We start from the raw sequence: 22367 nt of genomic DNA, 5'->3' as shown, positions 1-22367 counted from the left end.
CCGCGTTTCCGCTTCACCTTTGCAGAAATACTACGGGGCAGCCATCGGTGCGCCATCGGTTCAAGCCCGATGGCAGCGGGCAGCGCCCAGGTTCCTCCGCCAGCCGCAAACGCAGCGTGCTGCGTTACGCCGCCACCGCAACCGGAGCCGCCGCCAGCGGCCGCTCCTTCACCGGCAGGTGCACAATCGCGCTGAACGCCCCGACGCCAACGCCGATCCACCAGACCATGGTGTAATCGCCATAGGCGTCATACATCCGCCCGCCCAGCCAGACGCCCAGAAAGCTGCCCAGCTGGTGGCTGAAGAACACGATGCCATAGAGCGTGCCCATATAGCGCAGCCCGTAGATATGCGCGACCAGGCCTGACGTCAGCGGCACCGTCGCCAGCCACAGGGATCCCATCGCAACCGAAAAGATGATGACGCTCAGCGGCGTGACCGGGAACAGGATGAACGCCGCCGCCGCAATGGTCCGCCCGGTATAGATCGCCGCCAGCAGGTATTTCTTGGAATGGCGCTTGCCCAGGTAGCCCGCCAGCAGCGTACCGCCCACATTGGCCGCCCCGATCAGGGAAATCGCCGCCGCCCCCAGCGCCGAGGTTGTGGTGATGCCGATCGCATGCAGCGCCCCGCCCGGCAGGATCGGCCCGCACATCTCGGTCACGAAGGCCGGAAAATGCGCGGTGATAAAGCCCAGCTGATAGCCGCAGCTGAAGAAGCCCAGGAAGATCAGCGTATAGGACGGATCCTTGAACGCCTTCATCAGGATGGTTCCCATGCTCTCTTCCAGCTCTGCCTTGCTGGCCGCCTCCGGCGCCCGCATCAGCGGCAAGGTCAGGATAAGCGCCAGTACCACACCGGCAAAGATCAGGAACACGCTCTGCCAGCTCAGGAACCCCAGCATCCACTCCGCCGTCGGCGCCCCGAAAATCTGCCCCGCGGACCCGGCAGCCGTGACAATCGCCAGCGACATTGAGCGGTTCTCGTCCGAACTCGCCCGCCCGACAACCGCCAGCACCACGCCAAACCCGGTGCCCGCAATGCCAAAGCCGACCAGCCATTCATAGGCCTGCATCTCAAACGGCGTCGTCGACCAGGCGCTCAGCACCAGCCCCGCCGCATAGACGATGGCGCCCATGACAATCGCCTTGCGGTCGCCGATCTTCTCGGCAATGGCGCCGAAGATGGGCTGCCCGATGCCCCAGGCCAGGTTCTGGATGGCAATCGCCAGCGAAAATTCCGACCGCAGCCAGCCGAACTCCTCGGCAATCGGGATCTGGAACACGCCAAAGGACGCGCGCACCGCAAAGCTCACCATGATAATGATGCAGCCCACGATCAGAACGGGGGTAAACAGCGGCGCAGAACGGTCCATCGGGTCTCTCCTGAGAAGCCTGGCGACCCTCGGTGAAATCCCGCCACCGGTCAAATCAGGAATTTTGCGCACACCATTAAGAATTTTTGATGTGACCCTCCCAAGATCATCTGCGGCCTGCATTGTTTCAATCTTGGCTGCCCGCGCTTCCCATCCTCCGCGCCCCGCGCTATCCCTTTCCCATGACCCATTTGAGCACGCTTTACCGGCAGAAGATTGATGCAGGCGACCTGAAGCCGGACCCGGCGCAGGAAGCTGTCCTCCCCCATTTCGACCGCATCGCCGAGGGCCTACAGGCGCCGCCGGTCAAGCGCGGCTTCTTCCGCAAGGCGCAGTATGAGCCGGTCAAGGGCCTCTACCTCTGGGGCGGCGTCGGGCGCGGCAAGTCGATGCTTATGGACCTGTTTGTCGACAGCCTGGACGGCATCCCGTCGCGCCGGGTGCATTTCCACGCCTTCATGCAGGAAATCCACGCCAAGATGCATGAGGCCCGCCGGAACGGGGTGGAGGACGCGCTGGCGCCGGTGGCGGCCGAGGTCGCGGAGTCGGTGCGGCTCCTGGCCTTTGACGAGATGCAGATCACCGACATCACCGACGCGATGATCGTCGGCCGCCTGTTCGAGGCGCTGTTCAGCGCCGGCGTCACCGTGATCACCACCTCCAACCGGGTGCCGGACGACCTTTATAAGAACGGCCTGAACCGGCAGCTGTTCCTGCCCTTCATCGACCTGATCAAGGCGCAGATGGAGGTGCACGAGATGGCCAGCGCCACCGATTACCGCCAGGACCGGCTGACCGGCGCGCAAGTCTATTTCGCGCCGGCCGACGCAGAGGCCCGCGCCCAGATCCGCGCGATCTGGGAGGATCTGTCGGGCGGCCCGGCGCAGCCGCTGACGCTGGAGGTGAAAGGCCGCGAAGTCACCCTGCCCGCCTTCCGCAACGGCGTGGCGCGGGCCACTTTCTATGACCTCTGCGGCAAGATGCTGGGACCGGGCGACTACCTCGCCATTGCCGAAGAGGTAAAGGTGCTGGTGATGGAGGACATCCCCCGCCTGTCGCGCAACAACTTCAATGAAGCCAAGCGGTTTGTGACCCTGATCGACGCGCTGTATGAGGCCAGGGTGCGGCTGATCTGCTCAGCCGCGGCGCAGCCCGAAATGCTCTATGTCGAGGGCGAGGGCACCTTTGAATTCGAACGCACCGCCTCCCGCCTGCGCGAGATGCAGGACAAGGACTGGGGCACGGCGGCGCCATGATCGTCCGCGACACGCCCAGCCGCTGGGAGATCTTCCTGATCCTGAACGGATCGGTGGTGCCGCGCATCCTGCCCAACATCACCGGCGCCGCGCTCTGGGCGCTGCTGGTTCTGGTGCTGGACCGCTATGTGGTTGCGATGCCGCAGATTTCCATCGCCGCGATGGGGGTCTTCGGCCTGTCGCTGTCGCTGTTCCTCAGCTTCCGCAACAACGCCGCATACGACCGCTGGTGGGAGGCGCGGCAGATCTGGGGCCGCATGGTCTCCGACGTGCGCAGCCTGGCGCAGGAGCTGCGGATCTTTGCAGGCAAGGGCCCGGACGAGGAGTTCATCCTGACCCGCATCCTCGCCTTCCACCATCTGCACCGCGCCCAGCTGCGCGGCGACGAGGTGGCAGAGACCGTCCGCCATTGGGTCGGGCCGGAGGACGCGGAGGCGCTGATGCAGAACGCCAACGCCCCGAACGCGGCGCTGCAGGACATCGCCACCCGCCTGCGGCAGATGGCAGAGGACGGCCGCATCGACGGTTTCGGCCCGCGCGCCCTGGCCGAACGCCTCGCCGCCTTCCCCGCCGCCCAGGCCGGGAACGAGCGGCTGCTGACCACGCCGCTGCCCTTCGTCTATTCGCTGCTGGTCTGGCGCACCACGTATCTTTACTGCCTGCTGCTGCCCTTCGCCCTCTTGGACAGCGCCGGCTGGTTCGAGCCGCTGGTGGCCGCGGTCGTGGCCTATGTGTTCTTCGGCCTGGCCGAGGTCACGCATGAGCTGGAGCACCCGTTCCGCAAGCAGGCCAATTCGGTGCCGCTCAGCGCCATGTGCCGGGTGATGGAAATCTCGGTCTGCAACGCCCTGGGCCGCGACGCGCCGCCCCGGCTGGAGCCGGTAAACCACGTCCTCGACTAGGGCCAGACAGCAGGAAGGGGGCGCTGCCCCCTCGGCCCTAGGCCTCACCCCCGGGATATTTACGGCCAGATGAACAGGGGAGGCGCCGCGCCAGCGGCGCCCGGCCCAACGGGATCAGACCGGCAGGTCGAAGCCGGGCGGGAGAGCCTCCCCCGCCGCAACCGCAAGCCTCAGCCGTTTTCGCGCAGGATGTGGCCCGCCAGATACAGCGAGCCGCAGATCAGCACCCGCGCCTGCGGGTCCTCGGCGGTGATCGCTTTCAAAGCCGCCATGGTGCTCTGCGCCGTACCCGCCTTGATGCCGACCGATCTGGCCGCGGCCTCGGTGTCTTCGGCGCTCAGCGTGTTGATCTCATCGGGGATCGAAATCGCCGTCAGGCTCGCCGCATGCGGCGCCAGCGGCGCCATATAGCCGCTCACGTCCTTGGTGTTCAGCATGCCGCAGATCAGATGCGTGGGACGGTGCGGCAGTTTCGCCAGCACATCCGCCAGCGCCGCGCCAGCCGCTGCGTTATGGCCGCCGTCCAGCCACAGCTCGGCCTCCGGCGCCGCCTCGATCAGCGGGCCGGTTTTCAGCTTCTGCATCCGCGCAGGCCATTCAGCGTTCAGCATGGCGGCCTCGCAGGCCGCCTCATCCGCGCCCAGATGGCGCAGCGCCGCCAGTGCGGCACCGGCGTTCTGGATCTGATGCGCCCCCAGCAGGGCGGGCAGCGGCAGGTCCAGCAGGCCGTTTTCATCCTGGAACACCAGCCGCCCGCGCTCCTCAAAGACGTGCCAGTGCTGGCCATAGGCAATCAGCGGCGCGCCGAGGCGGGCGGCGGTGGCCTCGATCACTTCCATCGCCTCCTCCGGCTGCGGTCCAACCACAACCGGCACGCCGCGTTTGATGATACCGGCCTTCTCGGTGGCGATTTTGGTCAGCGTGTCGCCCAGGAACTGCTCATGGTCGATCGAGATCGGGGTGATCACGCTAATTGCGGGTTTATCAATCACGTTGGTGGCGTCCAGGCGCCCGCCCAGGCCTACCTCCAGCAGCGTGTAATCCGCAGGCGTGCGGGAAAACGCCAAGAGGCCGGCCACCGTGGTGATCTCGAAATAGGTGATATTCTCGCCGCCGTTCCTGGCATAGCACTCGTCCAGCACCTCGGTCAGATGCGTCTCGGAGATCAGTTCGCCTGCCAGCCGGATCCGCTCATGGAACCGCGCCAGATGCGGCGAGGTGTAGGCGTGAACGCTCTTGCCCATCCCCTCAAGGCCCGCCCGGATCATCGCCTGGGTGGACCCCTTGCCGTTGGTGCCGGCCAGGTGGATCACCGGCGGCAGCTTGTTCTGCGGGTTGTCCAGTGCTTCCAGCAGCCGCCAGACCCGGTCCAGCGTCAGGTCGATGATCTTGGGGTGCAGCGCCATCATGCGGGCGAGAATCGCGTCGGAGGTCTGGGTCATCAGCCTGGGTCCTGTCAGGTCGGAAAGTCGTGTGTGGCAAAGAACAGCGCCCGCCCTGGGAGGGACGGGCGCTGACCGGCCTTCTCGGCCAGGCGTATCTATTTAAACCGGATCACTCGGCAGCTTCTTCGCTGACTGCGCCATCCGCCGGCGCGTTTGCGGCCTTGGGCGCCTCTTCCTCCGCCGGTGCGGGCAGATCGCCCGCCACCTGCGGCGGCAGCCCCATCAGCATCCGGGTGATGGTGATCAGCTCTTCGCGCATCTCGGTGCGCGGGGTCACCCGGTCCAGCATGCCGTGATCCAGCAGGTACTCGGCGCGCTGGAAGCCCTCGGGCAGCTTCTCGCGGATGGTCTGCTCAATCACCCGGGGACCGGCAAAGCAGATCAGCGCGTTCGGCTCGGCGATATGCACATCGCCCAGCATCGCATACGAGGCCGTGACCCCGCCGGTGGTCGGATGGGTCAGCACCACGATATAGGGCAGCCCCGCCTCTTTCAGCATCTCCACCGCAACAGTGGTGCGCGGCATCTGCATCAGCGACAGGATGCCTTCCTGCATCCGCGCGCCGCCGGCAGCCGAGAACAGCACCAGCGGGCGGCCCAGCTTCACCGCTTCCTCAGCGGCGGCAATGATGGCGTTGCCCACATACATGCCCATCGAACCGCCCATATAGGAGAAGTCCTGCGCAGCCGCGATAATCGGCGTGCGGCCGATCTCGCCCGCGGCCACCAGCATCGCGTCTTTTTCGCCGGTCTTCTTCTGCGCCGCCTTGATCCGCTCGGGGTATTTCTTCTGATCCTTGAACTTCAAGGGGTCGGTCAGCGGCTCCGGCACCGCGACCTCGGTGAAGACACCGCCGTCGAACAGCGCGGTGAAACGGTCGCGCGGGGTGATGTTCATGTGGTGGCCGCAGCTGGTGCAGACATTCTGATTGTCGCTCAGCTCGCGGTGAAACAGCATGGTGCCGCATTCATCGCATTTCTGCCACAGGTTCTCGGGCACTTCGCGGCGCGAAAAGATCGAGTTGATCTTGGGCCGGACGTAGTTGGTGATCCAGTTCATATTGCTTGCCTCTCCGGGGGCGCGGTTTGCCCCCCAGATAAGACGCCTTGGCCGCAATTGCAATCAGCGGCGTATGGCAAGCCGCGCTGTCAGCCAGCTGACCAGCATCAGCGCAAAGTCGACAGCCATCCACGGGCGCAGGTTGCCGGTGTCGGCCATATCAAAGGGGATCAGGTACAGCGCCAGCCCATTGAGGCTGGTGGGCGAGGCAAACAGCAACAGCGCCGCGGCGTTGTTGAAGAAATGCACCGCCATTGCCGGGCCCAGGGTGCCGGCCCGTGCGGTCAGGTCCGCCATCAGCAGCCCGAACAGCCCGGCCCAGGCGGTGATCAGCAGCGCGTTTTCCCCCGCATCAACGGGCAGGTAGTGGCCCAGCGCAAACAGCGCCGAGGGCACCAGCAGCCAGACCGCGGGGCTGCGGAACCGCGCCGCCAGCGCCTGCTGGATATAGCCGCGGAACAGGATCTCCTCCGACCCGGTCTGCACCAGCACCGCGGCCGCCGACAGAGGCAGGATGCCCAGCCAGGTCCAGAACGGCAGGTTCGGGGTCATCGGCGGCCCCATGCTGTAGGGCGGCAGGGCCATCAGCAACAGGCTGAGCCCCAGCAGATACAGGCTCACGCGCCCGAACTGCCAGACCAGCGGCCGCAGATGCCCGGTCACGGTGGCAAAGCTGCGCTGGTGGAACAGCCGGGCCGCCATCGCAACCCCCAGCGACAGAAAGGAAAAGCTGCCCAGCAGCACCAGCATGGCGCCGGGATTGCTGCCATCGGCCAGCCCCTGCAGCCAGGCCCCCGGGAACAGCCCCGCCACCGTCACCTGCAGCGCCGCTGTCATCGCAAAGCTGACCGCCGCCACCAGCATCAGCCCCAGCAGCAGCCGCCACAGCTGCGGCTGCGCCCGCGCAAACCGCACCATGGCCTCATGCGCCCTGTAGCCGTGCCTGTGCTGCATGTGTCCTCCGGGCCGGGTGGCGGCAAATTGCGCCAACGTTATGCATTGCTGCAACGCCAAGGCAAGGCATCGTGCCAGGCGGGCCGTTCACTCTTGCCCGGCTGCGCGCCTGCCCGCTATGGATTTTGCAAAAAACCAGACCGGCAGGGGCAGCAGTGAACAGAACAACCAGCGGAAATCCCGGTGCTTTCCCGCCCGCCGGCGGAAAGGCGCCGCGCTTTGGGCGATTGGCCGGGGCAATTGCGGCGGCGCTGGCTGCCGCGGTGCTGACGGCTTGCAGCCCCGCGCCCCAGGGCCTCTCCTTTGCCGCCCGGGACGCGGGCCTTATTCCCCGGCAGGACGGCCAGGTGATGTCCTTTGCCAACGGCGGCGTGCTGCTGGCCGCGCCGGAGAGCTATTGCTTCGACCGCCGCAGCAGCGCACCGGAGGACGGCGGCGGCTTTGCCCTGATCGCCCATTGCAGCCGCCTGGAGGGCCGCGGCTGGTTCGGCGCCCGCAAGGCGGCGGTGCTGACCGCCTCCATCGGCCCCGCCAGCCAGAATGCCCTGGCACCGCGGGCAAGCGACATCGCCGCCATGTTCCCCGGTGCCAGGCTGCTGGAAAGCCGCGAGGACCAGCTGCTGCCGCTGGTGCGGCTGGAGTTCCCCCAGGCCGTGGCCAAGGGCGCCAGCCCGGTGCACTGGCGCGGCGCCTTTGTGCTCGACCGCCACCTGATCGCGCTGGCGCTTTATGCGCCTGAGGGCAGCCGCGCCCTGGGCAGCCACGGCGCCGCCCTGCTGAACGAGGTGACCCACCGCACGCTGGAGGCCTCCACCCTGCCGCCCCTGGAACAGGCGCAGGCGGCTCCGCCTGCCGCAGCCGCGCCAGCCCTGCGGCCCCGGCCCCGGCCTGCAGCGCCGGAAACCGCCGCCCAATCTGCCGGCCCCCGCAAAATACGCGGGCTGGGCCGGCGGATTGCCGGTTTATTTCAATAGCCCCGCCCGGTTACACTGCCGCCAGTTCCCGCTGCCGGGCGCGCGCGGCACGGGCAGTAACACGGCACATAAGGCAAGAGGAAGCGCGATGGGCAGGATCATGGACCGGCTGATGCACCTGCGCAGCCTGCGCCGCTGGCGCGCAGCGGCAGAGGAATCGGCGCGCGCGCCGCTGGCCGAGCTGCGCCGCCAGCGCAACCAGGCCCGCCAGCTGCGCACCCATCTGGACCGGCTGATCCACACCGCCGACGGCCGCCTGGCGCTGCCGCAGATCGGCTCTTCCTTCTTTCCGCGCCCGCATGGCACCGACTGGTCCTGGCGCCCGGAACTGTGGCGCGGCCCCCTGCCCGAACGCGGCCTGGCCTCGGCGCCGCCCAAGGCCCGGCTGGGCGGTGAGGTGCAGCTGTTTCACGACTGCGCCTTCTCCGAACTGACCCTGCGCCAGCTCCGCAACACCCGCGAGGAGGACCTCGCCCCCTTCGGCCTGCGCATGGACGTGTTCAAATTCGACGGCTCCTTCCTGTCGCTGGTCATAGACCTGCCGCCCGAAGCCGCCGCCGGCATGACCCGCCAGCACCTGTTGCGGGTGGACAGCATCATCGAATCCGAAAAACCGATCGAGATCTTCGCCCGGCTCAACATCCAGAACGGTCCCAACACGGAACAGATCGTGCGCGAACTGCCGATGGGGGAGAAAAACATCGTAGTGGAATTCGACCTGGCCTATTCCCGGCTGAACGAAAAGCGGATCGGGAAAATCTGGCTCGACCTGATCTTCGAGGCGCCGGATCTGAACCAGGTGATCCTGCGCGACCTGACCTTCTCGCGCCACCGCCGCGCGGCGATCTGAGGAACCCTGCCCCATGAGGGACCTGACATGAGCGACCTGACACTGACCAAAATCCGCTTCCGCAACGGCGTCTGGGAAGGCCGGATCGGCAATGCGCCGGCCAGCGGCGCCAGGCCGGACATCACCGTGATGTTCCAGGATCTGCCGGTGCAGGACGTCCGGCTGAGCGAGGGTGAGACCGGCGGCGAATGGACCGTGTCCGTGCCGGTCCCGGCTGAGGCCGTGGCCGACGGGGTGCAGACCTTTGTGATCTTCGATGCCGCCAGCAGCACCCGGCTGGGCGATTTCACCCTGATCGCAGGCGAGGCCGTGGCGGACGATCTGCGCGCCGAGGTGGAACTGCTGCGCGCCGAGCTGGACATGCTCAAGCGCGCCTTCCGCCGCCACTGCCTGGAGACGTCCTGAGCGCAGCCCGCGCAGACAAAGCCAGATCGCCCGTCGCGACGGCGGCGGGCACGCGTCCACCCGCCCCACGGCGGGCGCGTTCCGCACCCGCCCGGGCAGACGCTCACCGCGATAGAGCCGCCGCCTCGCCTTCCAGCCAGCTTACTCCAGCGCCTGGAACTGCTCCGCCAGCACCTGCATCAGTTTCGCGTGCGGGATCGGGCCATAGCTGCAGCGCGCCACACCGGCCTGCCGCGCCGTCTCCAGCGTGATGCCGCGCATCATCGTGTTGACCGGCAGCGCACTCGCCTCGCAGACCCGGGCAATCAGATCGGGATCGCTCAGCCCCGGAACAAAGAACCCATTGGCGCCCGCTTCGGCATAGGCCGCGCCGCGCTCCAGCGCCTCCGACAGCAGCGCTCCGTGTTTGGAGGCATCCTTTTCCTTCAGGAACAGATCGGTGCGGGCATTGACGAACATATCCGCATGGGCCGCCCGCACCGCGGTCACCCGGCGGGCCTGCTCGATGATCCCGTACAGATCATCCGTGCCAACCACCTGGTCCTCGAAATTCAGCCCCACCGCGCCGGTGCCCGCCAGCCGCGTCACATTGACGGTCAGCTGCTCCGGCTCGCTGGCATAACCGCCCTCGAAATCAATGGTCACCGGCAGATCGGTGGCCGCGACGATGCGTTCCGCGTTGCCCAGCACAAACTCCAGCGGGATCTGCTCGCCATCCGGAAACCCCTGTGCCGCCGCCACCGGGTAGCTGCCGGTCGCCAGCGCCTTGGCCCCTGCCCCGGCAACCGCCTTGGCGCTGCCGGTGTCCCAGATGTTGTAAAGCACCACCGGATTGCCCGGCTGATGCAGCGCCGCAAAGGCGCCCGCGCGGTCGGAATATGTCATGCTGAAATCCTCTGTCTGTAGCCTGTCTCAATTTCTATCAGCCGCTGCTTGCGCCACAAGCCGCCGCCATAGCCGGTCAGCGCGCCGTCGGCAGCAATCACCCTATGGCAGGGCACCACCAGCGCCAGCTGGTTGGCGCCATTGGCCCGCGCCACTGCGCGCGTGGCCGACGGCCGGCCCAGCTCCCGCGCGATCTGCGAATAGCTGCGGGTCTCCCCCGCCGGGATGGTCAGCAGACAGCGCCAGACCTCGCGTTCAAACGCGGTGCCATGCAGCGCCAGCGGGGTTTGGAAATGCGCGCGCTCACCGGCAAAAAACCGGCGCAGCTCCTCTGCGATCTGCTCCGTCGGTGCGGGGCGGCCAAAGCCCAGGCCCCCGGGCTGCGCCTTTTGCAGCCTGGCCACCTCCCGCGGCAGCGCCTTGCGGTCGGCAAATTCCAGCAGGTGCAGCTGATGGGCGCAGCTGATCGCAATCATCGCCCCCAAGGGCGTGTCGATCCAGTCCGCCAGCAAAAGCGCATCCTTGCGGAACGCCCCCGGCGCAATCCCCACCAGTTTCGCAAAAGCCGCGCGGAAGGCGCTGGCGCTTTCAAACCCCGCATCAATCTGCGCCGCAATCACCGGCTCGCCGGCCTTCAGCGCGGTGAACCCCTCGCGCAGACGGCGCTGGCGCGCCATCTCCAGAAAGGTCATGCCGAAATGCCGCTTGAAGGCGCGCCGCACGGTCGATGCATCCAGCCCCAGCCGCACCAGATCGCCCTCGCCCCAGCGGTAGGCGGGCCGCGCCTCCAGCCGCGCCAGCAGGTCCTGCACTATCGGATCACCAGCCGCCGCCGCGGCCAGCGGCTTGCAGCGCTTGCAGGCGCGGAAGCCCGCCTCGATGCAGGCGCCGGGGGTGGCGTGGAATTGGCAGTTCTCGAACTTGGGCTTGCGCGCCGGGCAGGTCAGCCGGCAGAAGATGCCGGTGGAGGTCACCCCGACATAGGCGCGCCCCTCATATGCGGCATCGCGGTCCAGCAAGGCTTGATACAGGGTTTTGGAATCAGGCAGGTCAAACATCATGGCCGGAGCATAGCCCAGCCTGCCCGGCCAGTACGCCGGATATCGGGCGTTTATTTTCGCAATGACGCAAGGGCGCGGGCGAGGCCGCCTCAAAAGAAAACACAGCCCCCTTGTTTCCGGTTTCCCGTTTTCCGCAGAGGGCTGCGCACCTTCACCCGGGCAAGGTGTTGCGCCCCCGCCGCACGCCCCCTTCACGTGATCCTCATTCCCCCATGCCAGACTGCCGGATGATCGAGATCACCCGCCATGGCCCCGCGCAAGGGCCATGATACAAGGCGCAGGCATCTGTGTGGCTGCCTGCGTAACACCCGGAGACCGGCCCTGATAAAAAGGGGGTCGCTCAGGAAATCCTGTCCGAGCAGGCCCCGCGGGGTCTGTCCAACTCCACCCGGCGGCGCCGCCACTCTTTATCTACCGGCCCCCCGAGACGGCAAATAAACCAGCCAGACCCCGTCCCCCCGGCGGCAACAGCAGCACAGAAAAAAGGCCGCCCATCCGGACGGCCCCTTTGTGCTGCGGTTTTGCGGTGGGTTTACTTCGGCCCCAGCGCCACCAGCCCCTTGAGGATGTCGATGGCATAGGCCAGCTGGTAATCCTCCTCACGCAGCTCGGCGGCTTTCTCGGCCTTCTCGCGCTCTTCCTCGATCTGGCGGATCTCATCCTCGCTCAGGGAATCATTGTTCAGGCTGCCGCGCAGGTCGGCTTCCGAACGCGAGCGGCGGGCGGGGCTGTCCTCCTCCTCTGCCTCGGCGGTGCGGCGGGGCTGTTCCACAACGATATCGGGCGACACGCCCAGCGCCTGGATCGACCGTCCCGACGGGGTGTAATAGCGCGCGGTGGTCAGGCGCATGGCGCCGTCGCCCTTCAGCGGCATCACCGTCTGCACAGACCCCTTGCCAAAGGATTTTGTGCCCACAACAATCGCCCGGCGGTGGTCCTGCAGCGCACCGGCCACAATTTCCGAGGCCGAGGCCGAACCGCCGTTGATCAGCACCACAATCGGCTTGCCGTCGGCCAGATCGCCCGGGGTCGCATTAAAGCGCTCGCCGTCCTCCGGGTCGCGGCCGCGGGTGGAGACGATCTCACCGGATTCCAGGAAGCTGTCGGCCACCTGGATCGCCTGGTTCAGCAGGCCGCCCGGGTTGTTGCGCAGGTCCAGAACGATGCCGTTCACCTGGTCCAGGCCGCCGGCTTCCTCGATCCGCTTCTTCAGGCCCGATTCCAGGTTCGGCGTGGTCTGGTCGTTAAAGGTGGTGATCCGCATCACCACGGTATTGCCTTCGACACGGCTGCGCACCGCGGTCAGCTTGATGGTGTCGCGGATGATCGACACGTCGAACGGCTCCGCCTCGCCTTCGCGCACCACGGTGATCACGATCTCCGAGCCGACCGGCCCGCGCATCAGGTTGACCGCTTCATCCAGCGACAGGCCCAGCACGCTTTCGCCGTCCACATGGGTGATGAAATCGCCGGCTTCCATGCCGGCCTCATCCGCCGGGGTGCCGTCGATGGGGGAGACAACTTTGACAAAGCCCTCTTCCTGGGTGACTTCGATCCCCAGGCCGCCGAACTCGCCGCGGGTCTGCACCCGCATCCGGCTCGCATCATCGGGCGACAGATAGCTGGAATGCGGGTCCAGCGAGGTCAGCATGCCGCCGATCGCCGCCTCGATCAGCTCCTTCTCGTCGACCTCCTCGACATATTGCGCGCGGATGCGCTCGAAGATGTCGCCGAACAGGTCCAGCTGCTCATAGACATTGGCCTCGCGCGTGCCTTCCTGCGCCAGCAAGGGGCCTGCAACATATGTCGTGGCGACAATCCCTGCCAGCGTGCCGCCAACGGCAGCCATCGCAAATTTTTTCATCAAGCCTTCATCCACCTTTTCCAGTGCGGAACCATGTTTCCGGGTCCACCGGGCTGTTGTCCATTCTCACTTCTATATAGAGCGTTTCTGTCCGGTCAGTTCCACCCCCTTCACCGCTTGTTGACAGAATTGCGTCCGGCCCGGGGTTTTCGCCGCTCATCAGGCCGACAGGGGTGCCTTCGGGGATCACCTGCCCCGCCTCGCCGAACACTTCGGCCAGGCCGGACAGCACAAACAGGGTCTCCGGCTGCGGCTCCAGAATCACCACGTTGCCCAGATCCAGCAGCGGCCCGCGGTAGCGGATGGTGGCGGCAGCAGGCGCGGTCACCAGCGCCCGGGGGCGGGCCGCAACCAGCAGGCCCGGGCGGGCAATGCCTGCCGCATCGCGCTCGCCGTATCCGCGCAGCACCAGCCCTTCGACCGGCAGCGGCAGGGTGCCGCGCAGATCGCTGATGTCGGCGCTGGAGTCGGCGATTTCGCCATCGGCGATTTCGGCCAGCCCGTCGGCAAACCCCGACAGCGTCTCGGTCGAGGAGATCAGGATCGCGGTGCGCACCGGGTCGGCGGTGAACCGCTTGGGCAGGGTGGTGCGGTCGGCAATCGCGGTCGACAGCTGCACCCGCGCGGACTGCACGCCCGCCAGCCCCTCCTCCAGCGTCCTGGCCGCGCGCTGCTGCAGCAGGCGCAGCGATTGCACCTCGTCCAGATCCGTCTTCAGCGACTGCGCCTTGGCGTGCAGCGCCGGGGTCACCTCGGCCAGCATCATGGCGGACCGCGCCGCGCCCAGGGGGCCCGAGGGATGCACCATCAGCACCGGCGGTGGCGAGGTTTCAATGGTCTGGATAATCCCCAAGAGGCCCGAGACCTCCTCCTGCCGCGCCGCCAGCTGGGCGCTCAGCTGCGCCTCGCGCCGCGCCACCCGGCGCAACCCGTCGCGCATCGCCGCCAGCCCGGCCTCATAGGCCTGCACGGTCGAGGTCAGCGCCTTCACCCGGTCGCGGGAACTGGCGGCCTCCTGCAATTGCACCGAGGCGGCCTCCAGCTGCTCCGCCGCGCCGCGCGCAGCGGACGCCGGATTTGCCGCCGCCGGCAGCGGCGCCGCCAGCAGCGCCAGCAGCAACAGGCCCGCCCGCCGGATCATGACAGCAGGCTCTCCCCGGTCATTTCCGCCGGCTTCTCAAGCCCCATCAGCTCCAGGATGGTCGGCGCCAGATCGGCCAGCCGCCCGTCGCGCAAGCGTGCGCCCTCCGGCCCGCCCACCAGCGCCACCGGCACCAGGTTCAGCGTATGGGCGGTATGGGCACCGCCGGTTTCCGGATCCACCATCACCTCGCAGTTGCCGTGATCGGCGGTGACGATCATCGCGCCGCCCGCCTTCTCCAGCGCTTCAACCACCTGCGCCAGGCCGCGGTCCACCGCCTCGCAGGCCAGCATCGCCGCCTTGATGTCACCGGTGTGGCCCACCATGTCGGGGTTGGCATAGTTGGTAACGATCAGATCATACCCCGCCTCAATCGCCTCGACGAATTTCTCCGTCACCTCCGGCGCACTCATCTCCGGCTGCAGGTCATAGGTCGCCACATTCGGCGACTTCGGCATATAGCGGTCCTCGCCCTCTTCCGGCTCTTCCTTGCCGCCGTTCAAAAAGAAGGTGACATGCGGGTATTTCTCGGTCTCGGCCAGGCGGAACTGGCGCTTGCCCTGCTTGGCGACCCATTCGCCCAGCGTGTTGACGATGGCCGCCTTGGGATAGCAGGTGGTCATGTAATCATTGTGACCATCGGAATATTCCACCATGCCCAGCAGGCCCGCCAGCTTCGGCCGCGTGCCGGTTTCGAACTCATCAAAGCCCGGCTCGCCGATGGCGCGCAGGATTTCGCGGGCGCGGTCGGCCCGGAAGTTCAGGCAGAAAAACCCGTCACCGTCCTTCATGCCCTCATAGCCCGCCAGCACGGTGGCCGCGATGAATTCATCGGTTTCCGACTGGTTGTATGCATGGTCCACCGCGCCATGAGCATTCAGCCCCGGCCGCCCCTTGGCATGGATCATCGCATCATAGGCTTCGCTGACCCGGCCCCAGCGGTTGTCGCGGTCCATCGCGAAATAGCGCCCGGTGACGGTGGCGATCCGCGCGCCTTCGGGCAGCTTCTCCTCCAGCTCGCGGAAATAGCCGAACGCCGATTTCGGCGCCACATCGCGGCCGTCGGTGATGGCATGCAGCCAGACCGGCACGCCGGCATCTGTGATTGCCTTCACCGCTGCCAGGATGTGGCTGATATGCCCGTGCACGCCGCCGTCCGAGACCAGCCCCATCAGATGCGCGGCTCCGCCGGTGTCCTTCAGCTTGGCGGTAAAGGCCTGCAGCGCTTCGTTTTCAAAGAAGCTGCCATCCTCGATCGCCAGGTCGATCTGGCCCAGGTCCATCGCCACCACCCGGCCCGCGCCGATGTTGGTGTGGCCCACCTCGGAGTTGCCCATCTGCCCGGTCGGCAAGCCCACATCCGGCCCGTGGGTGATCAGCTTCGCGCTCGGCCCCTTGGCCATGATGGCGTCAAATGTTGGGGTTTTCGCCAGATAAGGCGCGTTCGCCTTGCCCGGCTCCGCACTGCCCCAGCCATCGAGAATGCACAGGACAACGGGTTTGGGTGCGGTCATGGGTCGGCTCCGGGGCAAGGAAAGGTTCGCAAGCCTTCTAACGCCTCGCCGCGCCGGGGTGAACCGCCATTCCTGCCGCAGTTGGCGTTATCAGGCCGCGTGGCGGCGGCAATGCCCCGCCCTGCGCCTTTCATCTTTCCCCAAATACTCAAATCCCCGGTCCGCCCTCCGCACCGCCGCCCGGGTTCTGCGGCGTCAGGAGATGCCGGATCAGCGCCACCGGATGCGCCCGCAAGCTCAGCCGCATGGCGACGTAATCCTCCACCACTTCCTCGCCCAGCCCCATCTGCGGCAGGTTTGCCTCCGGCTCATGGATCGCCTCGCCGTCCAGCTCGCGGGCAAACAGCGGCAGCGGCTTGCGGGCGGAGATCGCCTTGGCGGCCCATAAGGCTTCCCGCCGGTTCATCCCCAGCGCGGCAAAGGCATCCGCCTCCGCCAGCCGCTCGATCACCGGCGGCGCCAGCCCCGCCTTGCGCCAGACGTCCTCCACCTCGTGGTATCCATTGCCGCGCGCGGCCGTCAGCCAGGCGGCATCCTCATCCCGCAGGCCCTTCACCTGCCGGAACCCCAGCCGCAGCGCCAGGCCGCCGTGGCCGTCGGGCTCCATCACGTTGTCCCAATAGGAGTTGTTGATGCAGACCGGCCGCACCTCCACCCGGTGCGCGCGGGCATCCCGCACGATCTGGGCGGGCGCATAAAACCCCATCGGCTGCGCGTTCAAGAGCGCACAGGCAAAGATCCCCGGATGGTGGCACTTGATCCAGGCCGAGGCATAGACCAGCAGAGCAAAAGACGCCGCATGGCTTTCCGGGAAGCCGTAAGAACCGAACCCCTCGATCTGGGAAAAACAGCGTTCGGAGAATTCGGCGTCATAGCCGTTCTTCGCCATGCCGCGCAGGAACAGGGAGCGGAATTCGCTGACGTTGCCGTGTTTCTTGAAGGTCGCCAGAGAGCGCCGCAGCCGGTCGGCCTGTTCCGGCGTGAAGCCGGCGCCAACGATGGCGATCTGCATCGCCTGCTCCTGAAACAGCGGCACGCCGAGGGTCTTGCCCAGCACCTCGCCCAGCGCGTCGGAGGGAAAGTGCACCGGCTCCTCGCCGTTCCTGCGGCGGATATAGGGGTGCACCATATCGCCCTGAATCGGACCGGGACGGACGATGGCGACCTCGATCACCAGGTCATAGAAATTGCGCGGCCGCATCCGCGGCAAAAAGTTCATCTGCGCCCGGCTTTCGACCTGGAAGACGCCGATGCTGTCAGCGCGGCACAGCATGTTGTAGACTGCCGGGTCCTCCGGCGGCAGGGTGGCGAGGCTGTAATCCAGCTGGTGGTGCTGCTGCATCAGGTCGAACGCCTTGCGGATGCAGGTGAGCATGCCGAGCGACAGCACATCGACCTTGAGGATGCCCAGCGTGTCGATGTCGTCCTTGTCCCAGCAGATGACCGTGCGGCCCTCCATGGTGGCATTTTCAATGGGCACCAGCTCATCCAGCCGGCCCTGGGTGATGATGAAACCGCCCACATGCTGGGACAGGTGCCGCGGGAAGCCGATGATCTGCTCCACCAGCTCCATCGTCAGCTGCAGGCGGCGGCTGTTCGGGTCCAGCCCGATCTCGCGCATCCGCTCGGCCTCCACGCCCTTGGTGCTGAAAAACCCCCACAGCTGCGAGGACATGGCGGAGATCGTATCTTCGGTCAGCCCCATGGCGCGGCCCACCTCGCGGATGGCGCGCTTGCCGCGGTAATGGATCACCGTGGCGCAAAGCCCTGCGCGGTGGCGGCCGTAGCGTTCGTAGATCCACTGGATCACCTCCTCGCGCCGCTCGTGCTCGAAATCGACGTCGATGTCGGGCGGCTCGTCGCGGGCCTCGGAGACGAAACGCTCAAACACCATGGTGCCCAGTTCCGGGCTGACCGAGGTGACGCCCAGGCAGTAGCAGACCACCGAGTTCGCCGCCGAGCCGCGGCCCTGGCACAGGATCCCGCGGGAGCGGGCGAAAGCGACGATGTCGCGCACGGTCAGGAAATAGGGGTCGTATTTCAGCTTGGCGATCAGCGCCAGCTCATGCTCCAGCAGGCGGCGCACCTTGTCCGGCGCGCCGCCCGGGTAGCGCCATTGCAGCCCCTCTTCCGCCAGCCGTCTCAGCCTTTGCGGCGGGGTTTCCTGTTCGCTGCCCTCGTCCGGGTAGTCATAGCGCAGCTCATCCAGCGAAAAGCTGAGCCGGTCCGCCAGCCGGGCGGCGTTGTCCACCGCCGTCTCATACCCCCGGAACAGGCGGCGCATCTCCGCCTCAGAGCGCAGGCGCTGTTCCGCGTTGGCCATGGCGGCGCGGCCCAGCTCCTCCACCTTGCAGCGCAGGCGGATGGCACTCAGCACATCGCCCAGGCGGCGGCGGCGGCCATGGTGCATCCTGGGCGCGGCGCTGGCGAGCGGCGGCAGGTTGAGATGTTCCGCCAGCTCCGCCAGCGCGGCAAACCGCGCCCGGTCGCCGCCGTCATAGGCAGGCGCCATCATCAGGTGCATCCGCCCGCCAAAGCGGCGCGTCAGCGCGTCCATATGCGGCCCCCATCCGCCCGCGCCGCCGGGCAGATGTTGCGCCTGCGGCAGCAAGAGCAGATGCAGGCCGTCCGCGAATTCCAAGAGGTCGGCAAGGTGCAGGGTGCAGCTGCCTTTCTCCGCCCTGAGCCGCCCGGCGGAGATCAGCCGGGTCAGGCAGCCCCAGCCGGTGCGGTTCACGGGCAGGGCAATCACCTCTGGCGCGTCGGTGAAGACCAGCCGCGCTGCCGGGATCAGCCGCACGGTTTCATAGACCGGGAACGAGGGAGGCTGCGCAATATCTGCGGGGCGCGGCGGGCCGATCGGGGTGTTGCGGCGGTCCCAGGCCTGCCGCTCCTGCACCCGGCGGCTGATGTCGCGGCATTCCGCATGGGCGCGCACGATGCCCGCCACCGAGTTTTCGTCGGCAATGGCCACCGCCGCGATGCCCAGCTCCAGCGCGCGGGCCGCATACTCCTCGGGGTGGGAGGCCCCGGTGAGGAAGGTGAAGTTGGAGAGGCAGGCGAATTCGGCAAACATGAGTCGCATGATATTCCCGTTTTGTTCTTATGTGGAGTCGCACCGGACGGGCCTGCCGCGACGTGCCCCCGCGCCGCGCGCCAGCGCGGCGCCCGGCCCAACCGCCGCAGGGCATTTTCAATGCCCGCCCGGCGGGCGGGAGCGCCCCCGGCGGTCTGCGGGATGCGCAGGATCCGGGTCGATTGCCGCGCGGCGGATGCGCCAAGGTTCCGTCAGCAAAAGGAGACACCCATGACCAGAATCACCGCCCTGCCCACTGATATTGTCCGCGCGCTGCAAAACGGCGGCCCCGATGCCCACGGCCAGACGCCGGAGCGTGCGGTCTCGGACGGCGGCGCCAACCCTTGCCGCCATTGCCTGAACTACATTCCCGCAGGCGCAGAAATGCTGATCCTGGCCCACCGGCCCTTTCCTGCGGCGCAGCCCTATGCCGAGACCGGGCCGATCTTCCTGTGTGCCGATCACTGCCAGCGGCATCAGGGGGAGGACCTGCCCGAGGTACTGGAACGCGCGCCGGACTATCTGATCAAGGGCTACAGCGCCGGTCACCGGATCGTCTATGGCACCGGCATCGTGATCCCGCAGGCGGAAATGATGGCGCGGGCCGAAGCGATCTTTGCGGATGAGCGGGTGGACTACATCCACATCCGGTCGTCGCGCAACAACTGCTATCAGGCGCGCATTGACCGGGGGTGAATTAGCGTAAAGGACAAAGCCGGCAACGTAGCCGCATAACATTGAGGGCTGCGTCTGCCTGGGCTGGCGCGAATGCGCCTGTCCGTTTTGCCAGAGGCAAACCTTCGGATTGACGTGCAGGCAGGCTCAGTCCGGCCTCGCGGCCGGACGGAACAGGCATTCTAATCACTCAGGCGGATTTCGTCAGCGACAGGAACACATCCTCCAGGTCCGCCTCCTCGGTTTTCACGTCGCGGATGCTGATCCCGGCGGCGCGGACCGCGGCCAGCACGTCCTCGGCGCTGGTCGCCTGGCTGCGGTAGCGCAGCACCACGGCGCCGTCTTCGCGCAGGCTGGCCTCGATCCCCTCGCCCTGCGGCAGCGCCGTGGCGGGCTCTGCCGGATGCACCACCATGGTCTTGGCATCCAGACGGCCCAGCAGGCTGGCCTTGCTGTCGCGCGCGACCACCTCGCCCTGGTTGATGATGGCGATCTCGTCGCACATCTCCTCAGCCTCCTCCAGGTAATGGGTGGTGAGGATGATGGTCATGCCCTGCGCGTTCAGCTTGCGGATGTTCTCCCACAGCATCTGGCGCAGTTCGATATCGACGCCCGCGGTGGGTTCATCCAGCACCAGCACGCTCGGCCGGTGGACCAGTGCCTTGCCCAGCAACAGCCGCCGCCGCATACCGCCGCTAAGCGTCCGTGCATAGGCCTCCGCCTTGTCCTCCAGCCCCACCATGCGCAGGATCTCATCGCTGTGGCGCTCGTTCTTCGGCACGCCGTAAAGGCCTGCCTGCACCTCCAGCGCGCCGCGCGGGGTGAAGAACGGGTCCAGGTTCAGCTCCTGCGGCATGACGCCGATGGCGGCACGGCTCTGGCGCGGGTTCTCGTCCTGGTCGAAGCCCCAGATCGTCACCTTGCCGGAGGTCTTGCGCACCAGCCCCGCCAGGATGTTGATCATCGTCGACTTGCCCGCGCCGTTCGGCCCCAACAGCCCGAAGACCGAGCCGCGCGGCACCGTCAGGTCGACGCCCTTGAGCGCGTGTTTCTCCGGCTGGCCTTTGTAGCCGCCATAGATTTTGCGCAAAGCTTTGAGTTGGATTGCATCTGCACTCATCGCTGCTCTTGCCCCCGGTTTTTGCTTGGCTCATAAATGCGCCTAGCCGAAAACCGAAAGGACTGCCAGCCATGAGCATCGAAGCGCCGGAAACCAAGATCGTGGACAGCCGCAAGGTGGCCTGTGACGGCAGCGAGGGCGCGCTGGGGCATCCGCGGGTTTATCTGCTGATCCCGGAGGACGACAATTTCGTGGAATGCCCCTATTGCGACTGCAAATACGTCTACCGGGACGCGGCCAAGGCGGCGGAGTGATCCGGGCAGCGTGACGTCGCTCAGGCGGAGGCCGGGTCCCGGAAAATTCGAGTTTTCCGGCCAAATTTCTTTGAAGAAATTTGCAGGCGCCCGGTAAGCTGCCGCGGGAGCGCAACAGGCGGGCGGCAGCAATGGCACAGCTCTTGATCGTTTACCACACACGCACCGGCGGCAGCCGCCAGATGGCGGAGGCCGCGGCAGCGGCGGCGCGGGATGAGACCCAGACCGTTCTGAAACGGGCCGAGGACGCCGGGCCGGAGGATCTGCTGGCGGCGGATGGCTATATCTTCTGCGCGCCGGAGAATCTGGCGGCGCTGTCCGGAATGATGAAAGAGTTTTTCGACCGCTGTTATTACCCGGTGCTGGGAAAGATTGAGGGGCGGCCTTATGCGCAGATGGTCTGCGCCGGGTCGGACGGCGAAAACGCCGCCCGCCAGACCGCCCGCATTGCCACCGGCTGGCGCCTGAAGGAGGTGCAGGCGCCGCTGATCGTCTGCACCCATGCGCAGACGCCGGAGGCGATCCTGGCGGAGAAGGTGATCCCCGAAGACGAGCTGGAAGCCTGCCGCGAGCTGGGGCTGGCCTTGGGGGCGGGCCTGGCAATGGGGGTGTTCTAGGCCCCTGCCCCGCGGCGGGCGGCGGCGGTCAGAGCTCGACGCGCACCTCGTGCATCCACAGCTTCGGCGGGCGCGACAGCATGAAGACCACCACATCCGCCAGGTCTTCCGGCTCGGTGAAGATATGGTTGGGGACGTCTTCGCCCGCCTTGGCAAACATGCCGGTGTTGGTGCCGCTTTGATACAGGCCCGCAACGCGCACGCCGGTTTCTGCCTCATCGACCTTCAGCACATCAGTGAAGCCGCGCACGCCGTATTTGGTGGCGGTGTAAACGGACTGCCCCGCCTGCGCCACGACACCGGATTTGGAGGCGACGTTCACAATCGCGGCCTCATCGCGGGTGCGCAGGGCAGGCAGCAGGTGGCGGGTGAGCTGCATCAGGCCGGTCAGGTTGGTCTGCACGGTGGCCATCAGCATCTCCTCGGAAATGCTGTCGAGGGGCCCCGCCTTGTGCCAGATGCCCGCATTGTTAATCAGGATATCCACGCTGCCGAAGTCCTGCAGAATAGCCGACGCAGCAGCCCCGATCGCCGCTGGATCGGTCATGTCCACCCCGTAGCTGCGGGCCTCAGGCGCGCCGAGGCTGCGGGCCGCCTCTGCCACCTGGTCCAGCCGGTCCCGGTTGCGGCCCAGAATGGCCAGCTTGCAGCCCGCGGCGGCCAGTTTCAGGCAGATATGCTTGCCGATGCCATCGCTGCCGCCCGTGACAATGACCGTTTTTCCGTTGAGCTGCATGGGGTTCGATCCTGCTGTGCAATGAAGGGAAGCCGCAGGTCTATCACAGGCGGGCCGCGGCTGGAACATGGGGCAGGCTGAGGCGGCGCCGGACCGCCGCTGCCGGTTCCTGCCGCCGGCGGCAAACGGCAATTGCCCTTCCTGCCCGGATCACCGATAACCGGGAAACAGAACACGAACGGATTTCCAACGGGAGCGCGGCG

The 22367-nt window shown here is 66.8% G+C and carries 20 protein-coding genes; 8 read left to right on the top strand and 12 right to left on the bottom strand.

From position 1 onward, the window contains the following. Positions 1-124 precede the first annotated feature (124 nt). Positions 125-1375 (bottom strand): MFS transporter, encoded by a 1251-nt coding sequence (locus tag ACTRWG_RS16175; RefSeq protein ID WP_462829595.1) that lies wholly within the window; start codon positions 1373-1375, stop codon positions 125-127. A 182-nt stretch (positions 1376-1557) separates the two neighbouring features. Here ACTRWG_RS16175 and zapE point away from each other — a divergent pair, with 182 nt between their 5' ends. Beyond that, the gene (zapE, locus tag ACTRWG_RS16170; RefSeq protein WP_027236138.1) at positions 1558-2631 is read left to right on the top strand and encodes a cell division protein ZapE; all 1074 of its coding nucleotides are present in this window, start codon (positions 1558-1560) and stop codon (positions 2629-2631) included. After that, positions 2628-3533, top strand: a complete 906-nt coding sequence (locus ACTRWG_RS16165) for a bestrophin family protein (protein WP_462829594.1) — start codon at positions 2628-2630, stop codon at positions 3531-3533. Before zapE ends, ACTRWG_RS16165 begins: the two co-directional genes overlap by 4 nt. A gap of 170 nt (positions 3534-3703) precedes the next feature. Here ACTRWG_RS16165 and ACTRWG_RS16160 read toward each other — a convergent pair whose 3' ends face one another. From ACTRWG_RS16160 to ACTRWG_RS16150, 3 genes are all read right to left on the bottom strand, one after another. Next, complete coding sequence (locus tag ACTRWG_RS16160) at positions 3704-4975, bottom strand: bifunctional folylpolyglutamate synthase/dihydrofolate synthase (protein WP_462829593.1); 1272 nt, start codon at positions 4973-4975, stop codon at positions 3704-3706. A gap of 112 nt (positions 4976-5087) precedes the next feature. Next, positions 5088-6038, bottom strand: coding sequence for an acetyl-CoA carboxylase, carboxyltransferase subunit beta (gene accD / locus ACTRWG_RS16155; protein WP_259957597.1), 951 nt, complete (start codon positions 6036-6038; stop codon positions 5088-5090). A gap of 63 nt (positions 6039-6101) precedes the next feature. Next, complete coding sequence (locus ACTRWG_RS16150; protein WP_462829592.1) at positions 6102-6992, bottom strand: lysostaphin resistance A-like protein; 891 nt, start codon at positions 6990-6992, stop codon at positions 6102-6104. Positions 6993-7219: 227 nt separating this feature from the next. Here ACTRWG_RS16150 and ACTRWG_RS16145 point away from each other — a divergent pair, with 227 nt between their 5' ends. From ACTRWG_RS16145 to ACTRWG_RS16135, 3 genes are all read left to right on the top strand, one after another. Then, positions 7220-7966, top strand: a complete 747-nt coding sequence (locus tag ACTRWG_RS16145) for a hypothetical protein (RefSeq protein WP_259971156.1) — start codon at positions 7220-7222, stop codon at positions 7964-7966. 88 nt (positions 7967-8054) lie between these two features. Then, on the top strand, positions 8055-8816 hold the full coding sequence (locus tag ACTRWG_RS16140; protein WP_259967635.1) for a DUF6478 family protein: 762 nt from the start codon (positions 8055-8057) through the stop codon (positions 8814-8816). A 27-nt stretch (positions 8817-8843) separates the two neighbouring features. Next, positions 8844-9221 (top strand): hypothetical protein, encoded by a 378-nt coding sequence (locus ACTRWG_RS16135; RefSeq protein WP_259957602.1) that lies wholly within the window; start codon positions 8844-8846, stop codon positions 9219-9221. Positions 9222-9362: 141 nt separating this feature from the next. On the opposite strand, the gene ACTRWG_RS16130 is transcribed toward ACTRWG_RS16135, so the two are convergent. The 6 genes from ACTRWG_RS16130 to ACTRWG_RS16105 form a co-directional block, all read right to left on the bottom strand. Further along, positions 9363-10106 carry an isocitrate lyase/PEP mutase family protein gene (locus ACTRWG_RS16130; protein WP_027236130.1) on the bottom strand — a complete coding sequence of 248 codons (744 nt, stop codon included), beginning with the start codon at positions 10104-10106 and terminating at the stop codon, positions 9363-9365. Continuing rightward, a complete protein-coding gene (locus ACTRWG_RS16125) occupies positions 10103-11167 on the bottom strand; it encodes a bifunctional transcriptional activator/DNA repair enzyme AdaA (protein ID WP_259957603.1) in 1065 nt (354 codons plus the stop codon). The genes ACTRWG_RS16130 and ACTRWG_RS16125 overlap by 4 nt, the downstream gene beginning before the upstream one ends. A gap of 532 nt (positions 11168-11699) precedes the next feature. After that, a complete protein-coding gene (locus ACTRWG_RS16120) occupies positions 11700-13031 on the bottom strand; it encodes a S41 family peptidase (RefSeq protein WP_027236128.1) in 1332 nt (443 codons plus the stop codon). Positions 13032-13038: 7 nt separating this feature from the next. Further along, positions 13039-14172 (bottom strand): murein hydrolase activator EnvC family protein, encoded by a 1134-nt coding sequence (locus ACTRWG_RS16115; protein WP_027236127.1) that lies wholly within the window; start codon positions 14170-14172, stop codon positions 13039-13041. Beyond that, positions 14169-15686, bottom strand: coding sequence for a 2,3-bisphosphoglycerate-independent phosphoglycerate mutase (gene gpmI, locus ACTRWG_RS16110; RefSeq protein ID WP_462829591.1), 1518 nt, complete (start codon positions 15684-15686; stop codon positions 14169-14171). Before gpmI ends, ACTRWG_RS16115 begins: the two co-directional genes overlap by 4 nt. 148 nt (positions 15687-15834) lie before the next feature. Then, positions 15835-18762: an error-prone DNA polymerase gene (locus tag ACTRWG_RS16105; protein ID WP_462829598.1), complete on the bottom strand. Its 2928-nt coding sequence runs from the start codon at positions 18760-18762 to the stop codon at positions 15835-15837. Between the two features lie 231 nt (positions 18763-18993). Here ACTRWG_RS16105 and ACTRWG_RS16100 point away from each other — a divergent pair, with 231 nt between their 5' ends. Continuing rightward, positions 18994-19458, top strand: coding sequence for a DUF1203 domain-containing protein (locus tag ACTRWG_RS16100; protein ID WP_027236124.1), 465 nt, complete (start codon positions 18994-18996; stop codon positions 19456-19458). 169 nt (positions 19459-19627) lie between these two features. Here ACTRWG_RS16100 and ACTRWG_RS16095 read toward each other — a convergent pair whose 3' ends face one another. Then, on the bottom strand, positions 19628-20557 hold the full coding sequence (locus ACTRWG_RS16095) for an ABC transporter ATP-binding protein (RefSeq protein WP_027236123.1): 930 nt from the start codon (positions 20555-20557) through the stop codon (positions 19628-19630). A 71-nt stretch (positions 20558-20628) separates the two neighbouring features. Here ACTRWG_RS16095 and ACTRWG_RS16090 point away from each other — a divergent pair, with 71 nt between their 5' ends. Both ACTRWG_RS16090 and ACTRWG_RS16085 read left to right on the top strand, forming a co-directional pair. Further along, complete coding sequence (locus tag ACTRWG_RS16090; RefSeq protein ID WP_008553918.1) at positions 20629-20811, top strand: zinc-finger domain-containing protein; 183 nt, start codon at positions 20629-20631, stop codon at positions 20809-20811. A 131-nt stretch (positions 20812-20942) separates the two neighbouring features. Continuing rightward, complete coding sequence (locus ACTRWG_RS16085) at positions 20943-21428, top strand: flavodoxin family protein (protein ID WP_462829589.1); 486 nt, start codon at positions 20943-20945, stop codon at positions 21426-21428. Positions 21429-21456: 28 nt separating this feature from the next. On the opposite strand, the gene ACTRWG_RS16080 is transcribed toward ACTRWG_RS16085, so the two are convergent. Beyond that, entirely contained in the window at positions 21457-22164 is a 708-nt protein-coding gene (locus ACTRWG_RS16080) for an SDR family NAD(P)-dependent oxidoreductase (protein ID WP_462829587.1), read from the bottom strand. Positions 22165-22367: the final 203 nt, after the last annotated feature.

The organism is Leisingera sp. G5_S3_59_S7, from assembly GCF_054968485.1.
The sequence above is the reverse complement of the archived record's forward strand: the minus strand, read 5'-3'. Positions and strand labels throughout refer to the sequence as shown.